This window comes from Varibaculum sp. GTC20041, assembly GCF_055387755.1.
The window spans coordinates 1,787,048-1,798,222 of record NZ_AP041144.1; the positions used below are offsets into that span (position 1 = coordinate 1,787,048).

The following is an 11,175-nucleotide window of genomic DNA, read 5'->3' on the forward strand; positions in this document are numbered from 1 at the left end:
CCTCCTAGGGCTTGGCCTCCTTTTTAAGATGGTTGTGGTGGTTTCTTACTCTCCCGCGCTCGTTGGGGCGTAGTACCATCAGCGTTGCCTAGCTTAGCTTCCAGGTTCGGGATGGGACTGGGCGTGTCCTAGGCGCTATGACCACCACAAGACTATGTGTTCAACCCCCGTGCTTGTTGCTAACTTGTTTTGGTTAGTTTCCTTTTTTTGGGGGGTACCGTTCTTGTAGACGGTGTTTGAGAGTGGGTGTGAGCGTCTTCGTGACGATTCGTATTGTGGAATGCTTGAACACACGGTGTGTTTTAGTGTTGTGATTTGTTTTTTAATGGTTGTTTAGTACCAGTCAGCTTTGCGTTTTACAACGTGTACACTTCTGGCCTATCTACCCAGTAGTCTGCTGGGAACCTAAAAGACCTCATCTTAAAGCAGGCTTCCCGCTTAGATGCTTTCAGCGGTTATCCTTTCCGAACATAGCCAACCAGCCATGCACCTGGCGGTACAACTGGCACACCAGAGGTTCGTCCATCCCGGTCCTCTCGTACTAGGGACAGGACTTTCTCAAGTCTTAACGCGCGCAGCGGATAGGGACCGAACTGTCTCACGACGTTCTGAACCCAGCTCGCGTACCGCTTTAATGGGCGAACAGCCCAACCCTTGGGACCAACTCCAGCCCCAGGATGCGACGAGCCGACATCGAGGTGCCAAACCATGCCGTCGATATGGACTCTTGGGCAAGATCAGCCTGTTATCCCCGGGGTACCTTTTATCCGTTGAGCGACAACGCTTCCATAAGCCATTGCCGGATCACTAGTTCCTACTTTCGTACCTGCTCCACCCGTCAGTGTCACAGTCAAGCTTCCTTGTGCACTTACACTCGAACCCTGATTACCAACCAGGATGAGGAAACCTTTGAGCGCCTCCGTTACCATTTAGGAGGCAACCGCCCCAGTTAAACTACCCACCAGGCACTGTCCCTAACCCAGATAATGGGTCCAGGTTCAGATAACCAGCAACATCAGAGTGGTATTTCACTTGCCGACTCCACAACCACTAGCGTGACTGCTTCAACGTCTCCCACCTATCCTACACAAACACAACCAGCCACCAATACCAAGCTATAGTAAAGGTCCCGGGGTCTTTCCGTCCTGCTGCGCGTAACGAGCATCTTTACTCGTAATGCAATTTCGCCGAGTTCGCGGTCAAGACAGCACAGAAGTCGTTACGCCATTCGTGCAGGTCGGAACTTACCCGACAAGGAATTTCGCTACCTTAGGATGGTTATAGTTACCACCGCCGTTTACCGGGGCTTAAATTCACCGCTTCGCCAAAAAAGGCTGACAGCTCCTCTTAACCTTCCGGCACCGGGCAGGCGTCAGTGCGTATACATCGCCTTACAGCTTCGCACGCACCTATGTTTTTGATAAACAGTCGCTTCCATCTTGCTATTGCACCCCACACCCCCTAGAACAGAAAACGCTCTTCAAGGGGTGGGGCCTCCTTCTCCCGAAGTTACGGAGGCAATTTGCCGAATTCCTTAACCACGATTCACTCGCTCGCCTTAGTATTCTCTACCCAACTACCAGAGTCGGTTTAGGGTACGGGCGGAAACACACCTCACAACGCAGCTTTTCTCGACAGTACAGACCAACCCTGTTATCAACCCAAAAACGGGCCTCACCATCACCCCTCACCATACACGCCTTCCGGATTTGCCTAGAAGACAGGCTACAGGCTTGAACACGGTAAACCACCACCGCGCCAGGCAATCTCACTGTGTCACCACGAAGCTAAAACACTCAAACCAAAAACCCAAAACCCAACGACCCTTATCAACCCGAAGGAAGACAAGAACCGAAAAGGGCGTCAAGCTCAAAAGAAAAAGCGCTATATACGGTCTGATCCCGGTAGCAGAATATCAACTGCTCAACCATCGACTACGCCTGACGGCCTCGCCTTAGGACCCGACTAACCCAGGGCGGATAAACCTTCCCCTGGAACCCTTAGTTTATCGGCGCCAGCGATTCTCACACTGGACTCGCTACTCATGCCTGCATTCTCACTCCCACACCACACACGACCCATCACCAGGCCGCTACAACAATGCAGGACGCTCCCCTACCCCACAACACCAAAAGCATTGTAGTCACAGTTTCGGTGGCATGCTTAAGCCCCACTACATTATCGGCGCACAATCACTCGACCAGTAAGCTATTACGCACTCTTTCAAGGGTGGCTGCTTCTAAGCCAACCTCCTGGCTGTCAACGCAACTACACATCCTTTTCCACTCAGCACACACTTAGGGACCTTAACCGATGATCAGGGCTGTTTCCCTCTCGACAACGAAGCTTATCCCCCGCTGTCTGACTGCCCCACCAACTTAACGCGCATTCGGAGTTTAGCAGATCTCAGTAACCAACAAGGCCCATCAACCAACCAGTAGCTCTACCACACGCAAGCAAAAAATGGAACGCTATACCTAAATATATTTCGGGGAGAACCAGCTATCACGGAGTTTGATTGGCCTTTCACCCCTACCCACAACTCATCCCCCCAGTTTTCAACCTAGGTGGGTGCGGTCCTCCACGACGTTCTACCGCCGCTTCAACCTGGCCATGGGTAGATCACCCCGCTTCGGGTCTATGCCACGCTACTATTACGCCCCCAGGACTCGGTTTCCCTACGACTACCCCACAACAGGTTAACCTCGCAACGCAACATAACTCGCAGGCTCATTCTTCAATAGGCACGCCACCACCACACCAACCCCCGAAAGGATCCCGCGGCTCTGACGGCTTAAAAACGCTTGGTTTCAGGAACTATTTCACTCCCCTCCCGGGGTACTTTTCACCATTCCCTCACGGTACTAATCCACTATCGGTCACCATGCCCGTCCAGGCTTACCCAATGGTCTGGGCAGATTCACACGAGATTCCACGAGCCCCGCGCTACTCGGGAACAAAACCCAACGCCACGCATGCACAACCAGCTACCCGACTCTCACGGTCTACGGCCAGGCATCCCAACCTGTTCACCTCGCACACACAAAAACGCTCCAAGAACCGGCAGATTCTCAACGATTTCGTCCCACAACCCCGCCTACGCAACCCCTGCCGAGTATCACACGCAAACGGTTTAGCCAACACCCGCTATCGCTCACCACTACACACGGACTATCTCACAAAAGGCGGTACTAAGATGTTTCACTTCCCACCCTACCAACACACACCTATCAAAACTTCAGTGCGCGCCAACCACACACAACTATGGTCAGGTTACCCCATTCGGAAACCCCCGGATCAACGCACGCTCGCTAACTCCCCGAGGCTATCGCCAGCCACAACGTCCTTCATCGGCACACGATGCCAAGGCATCCACCAAACGCTCAAAAACAAAAAACAAACCAATAAACAAAAAACACCAACCACCCCAAAAAACAGGGCAGTCAACGAACAAGATTCTCACAAAAAAAGCATCACAAAGACACTCACATCCACTCTCCAAAAAACAAACAACCAACCCAAAAAACCCCAAAACCAACGGCCTTGAAAGTCAATGAGCCAAACAAACAAACCCAAGGAGCCTGATTGTTCCTATACCCGACAGCCCCCCAAAACCAAACCCAAAACGATTAAGCCCTGGGGGGAAAGTGTTTCCTCGTTCCGCTTGCGCTTAAAAATAAAATCTCCCTAGAAAGGAGGTGATCCAGCCGCACCTTCCGGTACGGCTACCTTGTTACGACTTCGTCCCAATCGCTAGCCCCACCTTCACCCGCTCCCCCTCAAAAAGAGATAGGCCACAAGCTTCGAGTGTTACCAACTTTCGTGACGTGACGGGCGGTGTGTACAAGGCCCGAGAACGTATTCACCGCAGCGTTGCTGATCTGCGATTACTAGCGACTCCACCTTCACGGGGCCGAGTTGCAGACCCCGATCCGAACCAAGACGCCCTTTAAGAGATTCGCCCCACCTTACGGTATCGCAACCCTCTGTAGACGCCAATGTAGCATGCGTGAAGCCCAAGACATAAGGGGCATGATGATTTGACGTCATCCCCACCTTCCTCCGAGTTAACCCCGGCAGTCTCCCACGAGTCCCCAACACAACTTGCTGGCAACATAGGACAAGGGTTGCGCTCGTTGCGGGACTTAACCCAACATCTCACGACACGAGCTGACGACAACCATGCACCACCTGCACACCAGCCAAAAAGGAAAACCCATCTCTGGGCCAGTCCAGTGCATGTCAAGCCTTGGTAAGGTTCTTCGCGTTGCATCGAATTAATCCGCATGCTCCGCCGCTTGTGCGGGCCCCCGTCAATTCCTTTGAGTTTTAGCCTTGCGACCGTACTCCCCAGGCGGGGAACTTAACGCGTTAGCTACGACGCAGAAGACAAAAAAGCCCCCCACACCCAGTTCCCACCGTTTACAGCATGGACTACCAGGGTATCTAATCCTGTTCGCTCCCCATGCTTTCGCTCCTCAGTGTCAGTAACAGCCCAGAGACCCGCCTTCGCCACCGGTATTCCTCCTGATATCTGCGCATTCCACCGCTACACCAGGAATTCCAGCCTCCCCTACTGCACTCAAGCCAGCCCGTACCCACCGCAAACCCACAGTTAAGCCATGAGCTTTCACGACAGACGCAACCAGCCACCTACAAGCCCTTTACGCCCAATAATTCCGGACAACGCTCGCGCCCTACGTATTACCGCGGCTGCTGGCACGTAGTTAGCCGGCGCTAATCAACCCCTACACTCAACACACCCACTAGCATGCCTTGTTCAGAGCAAAAGAAGTTTACAACCCGAAGGCCTTCATCCCCCACGCGGCGTCGCTGCATCAGGCTTGCGCCCATTGTGCAATATCCCCCACTGCTGCCTCCCGCAGGAGTCTGGGCCGTATCTCAGTCCCAATGTGACCGACCACCCTCTCAGGCCGGCTACCCGTCAAAGCCTTGGTAAGCCATCACCCCACCAACAAGCTGATAGACCGCGAGCCCACCCTTCACCGAAAAAATCTTTCCCACCCACCCCATGCGAGGCAGACAGAACATAAGGTATTAAACACCCTTTCAGGAGCTTATCCCAAAGAAAAGGACAGGTTACTCACGTGTTACTCACCCGTTCGCCACTCTCACCAAGGATGCAAGCACCCTTGGATCCCGTTCGACTTGCATGTGTTAAGCACGCCGCCAGCGTTCATCCTGAGCCAGGATCAAACTCTCCAACAAAAACCAAAAACAAACCCACCAAAAAACAGCAGGCAAAAAATCAATGATTCAAGCCAGAAAACAATCCAGCAAAAACAAACACCAACAATCAAAAAACAAAACGTTCCAAAATCATCAGCATCAAAAAAACAAAAAACAGAAAAAACCAAAACACCCACCAAAACCAGCAGGCACCCCAGTCAATCCCACACAAACAAAACAAAAAAACACACTATCGAGAACACAAACAACCAAACCACAAACCAACCAAAAACGATCAGTAAAGGTCGCTGCGCGAAAAACGCGCGAGTCTCAGCCTAACAGATTTGGTTTTTGGCTTTCAACTTATTTGTAAGTGAAACAGGCCATAAAACCAGTTCTTATCTGTTAAGTACTAAGTCAAACAATCTAGCCCACTGACCCAGAACCGAAGCTCTCTGCCGGGGCAACAGGTATTAACTTACCTACTGCAGTTAGAAAACTTCAAACTGAGACGTGGTGACCTCTCACACACCGCCAAAAATAAGCTATTTTTGCAGGTAAGCGACAGCTAGATTGCGCTTGCCTTTCCGGAAAAGCACCAAAGAACCCGGCAGCACGTCCTCGGAAGTGATAAGCCGATCCGGGTCGGTAACCTTCTGATTGTTCAGATAAGCGCCACCGTTCTTAATGGTGCGCATCGCCGCGCCGCGCCCCTTCTCAAAGCCGGCGGTTATCAGCAGATCCACCAGGTTAGTTTTCCCGATTTCTACCGTGGCACTGGGCAAATGGGCTGTCGCTCCCTTCAGAGTCTTGCCGTCCACCTGACGCAGATCGCCACTACCCCACAGGGCTTCGGTAGCTGCCAGCACCTGATCTAGTGCCTCTTGACCGTGCACCAGACGGGTCACCTCCGCGGCCAGCGCCTTTTGAGCTTCGCGTTTATGAGGACGCTCAGCTACCTCTACCGTTAGTGCCTCGATTTCCTCGCGGGATAGGAAAGTAAATACCTTCAAGAACCGAACTACGTCCGCATCTTCGGCACCCAGCCAGAACTGGTAGAACTCGTAGGGCGAAAGCATCTCCGGATCTAGCCAAATTGCCCCTCCCTCGGATTTACCAAACTTGGAGCCATCGGCCTTGGTAATCAAAGGGGTGGTCATGACGTGGACGTCTTTGCCCTCTACCTTGTGGATTAGATCCATGCCGCCCACCAGGTTGCCCCATTGATCGTTGCCTCCGGTTTCCAGGGTGCAGCCGTAGCGGCGGTATAACTGAAGGAAATCGTAGGCTTGCAGGATTTGGTAGCTGAACTCGGTATAGGAAATTCCTTCTTCGGATTTTAGACGCCGCGCCACCGCATCTTTAGACAGCATGGTTCCCATCCGGAAGTTCTTCCCCAGGTCACGCAGGAGTTCAATCGCTCCTAGATCCTGGATCCAGTCCATATTGTTAACCATGATTGCCGGGTTATCGCCCTCGAAATCCAGGAAACGACTGATTTGCCCGCGCAGGCGCTCTACCCAGCCCGCCACTACTTCTTTAGGTTGCAGTTGCCGCTCCGCGGTCATCCGGGGATCCCCGATCAAGCCGGTAGCACCCCCAACCAGGGCAATAGGCCGATGCCCCGCCTTCTGCAAATGCCGCATCATCAGCACTTGCACCAAGTGTCCATGATGCAAAGAAGCAGCAGTAGGATCAAAACCGCAATAGAAAGTGACCGGTCCATTGGCAAGTGCTTCCCGCAGTTTCGCGAGATCAGTGTGCTGGGCAAGTAGACCCCGCCATTCCAGCTCATCAATAATATCGGCCACGATATTCCTTTCTTATGCAGGTTAAACTCGTGATCCCCCTCGGGGTGAACACGTCTATATTCTTCTCGGGCTTAGTCTAACCTACCTGCGGACGCAGCTGGGGGTTTGCTTCCTATCCGGAATGCTGCCTATTTTTCGAGCAGCATATCCCCGGCCTTAATCCAACCCTGCTTCCGCATAAACTCAGCAAATAGCAAAGAGAGGGCGGCGGGGGCAATAAAGTGCAGCAGCAAGATCATTCCCAAAAGTGCTGGCCAAGATGTAGTTGGCCCCATTACATTCCAGGTCATAATCTGTCCCACTAAACCGGAAGTTCCCATTCCGGAGCCGGCAGCATTCGATTCCATTTTGAAAACCATAGTGGCAATGGGACCGAGAATCGCAGATGCCAAAGTGGGGGGAACCCAGATTAAGGGATGTCGCATAATATTGGGGACCTGCAGCATGGAGGTACCGATTCCCTGCGAGATTAGGCCGGAAACTTTATTTTCTCGATAGGACGCTACTGCGAAACCTACCATCTGCGCGCTACACCCCACGGTTGCCGCCCCGGCCGCTAACCCGGATAGCCCCAACACGATTCCGAGAGCTGCCGAGGAAATCGGGAGGGTTAGAATCATCCCCATCAGCACCGACACAATAATGCCCATTAGGAAAGGTTGCCGCTCAGTTCCCCAGTTAATGATGGCTCCGAGAGCGGTCATCATCTGCGAGATTCCTGGCCCAATGAGCAGACCCACAATGGCTCCAGAGGTAACAGTCACGAAGGGGGTAACCAAGATATCTACTGGGGTTTTACCGGAAACTAGTAGGCCAAACTCGACCGCCACGAAAGAAGCGATAAATGCCCCCAACGGTTCTCCCGGCCCCTGTAGCTGCATGGAAAGACCGTCCACGATTCCCCCGCTCAAGATTTTGGCAGCATGGGCTCCGATCATTCCGGCTAGCCCGGTTCCTACCACTACATAGGTAGAGGCGTGCAGGCGGTGCGCTACCCCCATCCCGATGCCGGCTCCGGTAAGGACCGAGGCCACCGAACCTATTAACACCAGTCCCCGCCCGATTATTCCGGGGATAAAACCGCCTACCTGCACCATGATGGTGCCAATAATCAGGGAAGCGAATAGCCCGTGTGCCATACCGGTCATTGCGTCAATAAAAAATAGCGATAGCCAGCCTTTAATCCGTTGTTTCATCTTGGAAACTTTCCTTGTCGAGGTATCTCTTTTAGTTTTCGCCTAATAGTCGAAAACTAAAATTTAAGCTACCATAAGGTTTTGTGAGAACCCAATTGCGAGACGCCGAAGATGTTGCCGTCTACCGGCATGAGGCACTCAGTGTAGTCTTGCAAATCCGGGGAGATTCCCCGCAGCTAATGGTGCTGGTGGCGCGCCGTGAACACTCCCCCTTTCAGGGTTTGCCCGCCCTCCCCTCCGGTCCTTTAGAACCAGAAGAAACCCTGGGTGCCAGCGCTTTTCGCCATCTATCCGAAAAGATGGATATTGGCGCACTTTCCTATATGGAACAGTTAGGTACTCGTTCTGATCCCCGCCGCGACCCCAGTCAACGCACCGTGGCCACCGCCTATTTAGGGTTAGTACCTGCCGACGTTACTACCGCAATTCCGGCTTACGCCCAATGGGTGCCGGTAAACAACCTGCCGCAAATGGCTTACGACCATGCCGACATTATTTCCGAGGGCGTAGACCGGTTACGATCGAAACTTTCCTACACCAATATTGCGTTTGCCTTGGCGCCTCCGGATTTCACTATGGCGGAACTAACCCGCCTCTACCAGGCAGCTTTGGGGCATGAAGTTTCCCCCACCAACTTGCAGCGGGTGCTCAGTCGCCGCGGGCAACTCGCCCCCACCGGTCAACGTAAAGCGCCCGGCACCAAAGGCGGGCGCCCCGCTCGCCGTTTCCGCTTCACTAATCACTGCCTGCAGGTAACCGACCCCTTCGCCATCCTCCGCCCTTCCTGAAAACCGCAGAGCACAGACGCTAGTTCCCCGTCCCTTCCACGCGAGGGCTAGGTTTTTCCTCCCGCCCAAGAATTCGGAAAAAGCCCTAGGCGTTTTCCGAATTCTTATGCCCACCGCGCCCACTCGGATAAAACCTAGCCCTCGCGTTTACCGAGCGGCGTAAGCGAACAACAATAACGCCGTTCCCTTACGCTTACGAAGGCATTTGCATCACAACCAGCAAGGGACGCGCCGACCGAAACATCGTCCAAATTGCCAGTGGGCTGAATTATTCCTCTAGCGCGAGTCACCGATTTCCGGAAAACAACGACGGGATTAAAAAGTAAGAACATCCGGCACCAGATAGGACTAGGAAGCAGCGCTTTTGCAAGTACGCCTGAAGGAGAAGTTGTTTGGTCGAAGAATTAACTGAACGCGGGGGCTAGGTTTTATACGAGTGATTGCAGTCGTGATTGTGCCACATACGGCAAGGGGCGCGGCCGGTAAAAGATACGAGAGGGGCTTGACCGGCGAAGCCGGTCACGGGGTCCCCGGAGTGCTTTTACCGAGCCAGACCCGCCGCCAACAGTGCTGATTAAACAGACAACCTAGTTCGGGGGAAACCAGCTGAGCGCGTGGGGGCGGATTTATGCCGAGGGGTAGGCTTCGGGCACTAAATCCGTGAAAATGCCAGAGCATTTTCCGGATTTCGGGGCGCGAGGCAAAATCCGCCCCCACGCGCGGAAATAGTTTTTCCTCCCGCTCAGCAGCAGGGAAGGGACTATTTGAATTCCAGGCGTTTGCCGGCGAAATCGGTGCGGATGCGCGCGATCTGCTGCTCGGCGGATTGCAACTGCCGCGCGACCTGCGCGGGCGCCGTACCGCCGCGGGCGGCGCGGGCGCGCACCGAACCGGCGGGGCTGAGCACTTCCCGCACTTCGGGAGTTAGCAGCGGGTCGATGGCGGCGAACTGCTCGTCACTCAAATCCGCTAGTTCTATCCCGTTTTCTTCGCATTTGCGCACGCAGGCTCCGGATACTTCATGTGCTTGCCGAAACGGCATTCCCCGCGCCACTAGCCACTCGGCAATATCGGTGGCGAGAGAGAACCCTTGCGGCGCGAGTTCTTCTAGGCGAGCGTAGTCAATCTTCATAGTGGCTATCATGCCGCTGACTGCTGGAAGTAATACCTCTAAAGTATCAACCTGGTCAAAGACTGGCTCTTTATCTTCTTGCAGGTCACGAGCATAAGCAAAAGGTAGACCTTTAAGTACCGCGAGCAGACCGGTTAAGTCCCCAATCATGCGACCGGCTTTACCGCGCGCCAATTCTGCCACGTCCGGATTTTTCTTTTGCGGCATGATTGATGAACCGGTAGAGAACGCGTCATCTAAGGTGACATACCCGAACTCTTTGGTATTCCAGATAACGATTTCTTCTGCGAGGCAGGAGATATCGACCCCGGTCATGGTGCAGATGAACGCGAACTCGGCTACCACGTCGCGGGTGGCGGTTCCGTCTATGGAGTTTTCTACTACCCGGTTAAAGGCTAGGTCTGCCCCTACTTGCTCCGGGTCTAATCCCAGGGTGTTGCCCGCGAGCGCCCCGGATCCGTAGGGGCTGGTGGCGGCGCGCCGGTCCCAATCTTCAAAACGCTGAATGTCTCGCAGCAGCGGCCACACGTGGGCGAGTAGCTGGTGGGCTAGCAATACCGGTTGGGCATGCTGCATATGGGTGCGTCCCGGCATTACGGTATCCCCGGCGGCTTTCGCTTGGCTCAAAAGCGCTTCTGCGACCTCAATAATTCTCTCGGCGAGGGCGCGTGCCTGGTTTCGCAGGTACATCCGGATGAGGGTGGCGATCTGGTCGTTGCGGCTACGTCCAGCGCGCAGTTTCCCCCCTAAATGCTCACCAGCCTCAATCAATAGCCCCCGCTCTAAGGCGGTATGCACGTCCTCATCACCGGGGTCGGGGGTGAAGGCACCGCTTTTAACTTTTTCTTCCAGCCGCCCCAGAGCCGCCAGCATCTGCGATAGTTCCTCGCCGTCTAGCAGGCCGGCTCCCGCGAGCGCCCGAGCATGGGCGCGCGAACCCGCTAGATCATAGAGCGCCAGGCGCCAATCGAAATGGGTGGATACTGAAAGTGCCGCTAAAGCCTGGGAAGGTCCGCCCGAAAAGCGTCCTCCCCATAGCGATACCTGTTCGCTCATAG

Annotated in this window: 5 protein-coding genes and 3 rRNA genes; 2 read left to right on the forward strand and 6 right to left on the reverse strand. The window is 54.0% G+C overall.

Annotated features, from left to right (window positions below; translation table 11 throughout):
- Nucleotides 1-32: 32 nt before the first annotated feature.
- The 3 genes from rrf to ACZ5BI_RS07750 all read right to left on the reverse strand — a co-directional run bounded on the left by rrf (nucleotide 33) and on the right by ACZ5BI_RS07750 (nucleotide 5,229).
- A 5S ribosomal RNA gene (gene rrf, locus ACZ5BI_RS07740) occupies nucleotides 33-149 on the reverse strand.
- A gap of 165 nt (nucleotides 150-314) precedes the next feature.
- Nucleotides 315-3,399 (reverse strand): 23S ribosomal RNA (locus ACZ5BI_RS07745).
- 292 nt (nucleotides 3,400-3,691) lie between these two features.
- Nucleotides 3,692-5,229: ribosomal RNA gene (locus tag ACZ5BI_RS07750) — 16S ribosomal RNA — on the reverse strand.
- Together the 16S, 23S and 5S rRNA genes form the textbook arrangement of a ribosomal RNA operon.
- A gap of 43 nt (nucleotides 5,230-5,272) precedes the next feature.
- Here ACZ5BI_RS07750 and ACZ5BI_RS07755 point away from each other — a divergent pair.
- Complete coding sequence (locus ACZ5BI_RS07755; RefSeq protein ID WP_464896089.1) at nucleotides 5,273-5,563, forward strand: hypothetical protein; 291 nt, start codon at nucleotides 5,273-5,275, stop codon at nucleotides 5,561-5,563.
- A gap of 172 nt (nucleotides 5,564-5,735) precedes the next feature.
- Here ACZ5BI_RS07755 and tyrS read toward each other — a convergent pair whose 3' ends face one another.
- Nucleotides 5,736-7,001 carry a tyrosine--tRNA ligase gene (tyrS, locus tag ACZ5BI_RS07760; protein ID WP_464896090.1) on the reverse strand — a complete coding sequence of 422 codons (1,266 nt, stop codon included), beginning with the start codon at nucleotides 6,999-7,001 and terminating at the stop codon, nucleotides 5,736-5,738.
- Nucleotides 7,002-7,129: 128 nt separating this feature from the next.
- The gene (locus tag ACZ5BI_RS07765) at nucleotides 7,130-8,197 is read right to left on the reverse strand and encodes a PTS sugar transporter subunit IIC (RefSeq protein ID WP_238128436.1); all 1,068 of its coding nucleotides are present in this window, start codon (nucleotides 8,195-8,197) and stop codon (nucleotides 7,130-7,132) included.
- Between the two features lie 83 nt (nucleotides 8,198-8,280).
- Here ACZ5BI_RS07765 and ACZ5BI_RS07770 point away from each other — a divergent pair, with 83 nt between their 5' ends.
- Entirely contained in the window at nucleotides 8,281-8,985 is a 705-nt protein-coding gene (locus ACZ5BI_RS07770) for an NUDIX hydrolase (RefSeq protein ID WP_278609252.1), read from the forward strand.
- Nucleotides 8,986-9,745: 760 nt separating this feature from the next.
- Here the strand turns inward: ACZ5BI_RS07770 and argH are convergent.
- Nucleotides 9,746-11,173 carry an argininosuccinate lyase gene (argH, locus tag ACZ5BI_RS07775; RefSeq protein ID WP_464896091.1) on the reverse strand — a complete coding sequence of 476 codons (1,428 nt, stop codon included), beginning with the start codon at nucleotides 11,171-11,173 and terminating at the stop codon, nucleotides 9,746-9,748.
- Nucleotides 11,174-11,175 lie beyond the last annotated feature (2 nt).

What these genes read in the sequence shown, in the direction of transcription:
- ACZ5BI_RS07765 (WP_238128436.1), bottom strand. Translation starts at nt 8,197, where the DNA reads ATGAAACAACGGATTAAAGGCTGGCTATCGCTATTTTTTATTGACGCA.
- ACZ5BI_RS07755 (WP_464896089.1), top strand. Translation starts at nt 5,273, where the DNA reads ATGATTCAAGCCAGAAAACAATCCAGCAAAAACAAACACCAACAATCA.
- argH (WP_464896091.1), bottom strand. Translation starts at nt 11,173, where the DNA reads ATGAGCGAACAGGTATCGCTATGGGGAGGACGCTTTTCGGGCGGACCT.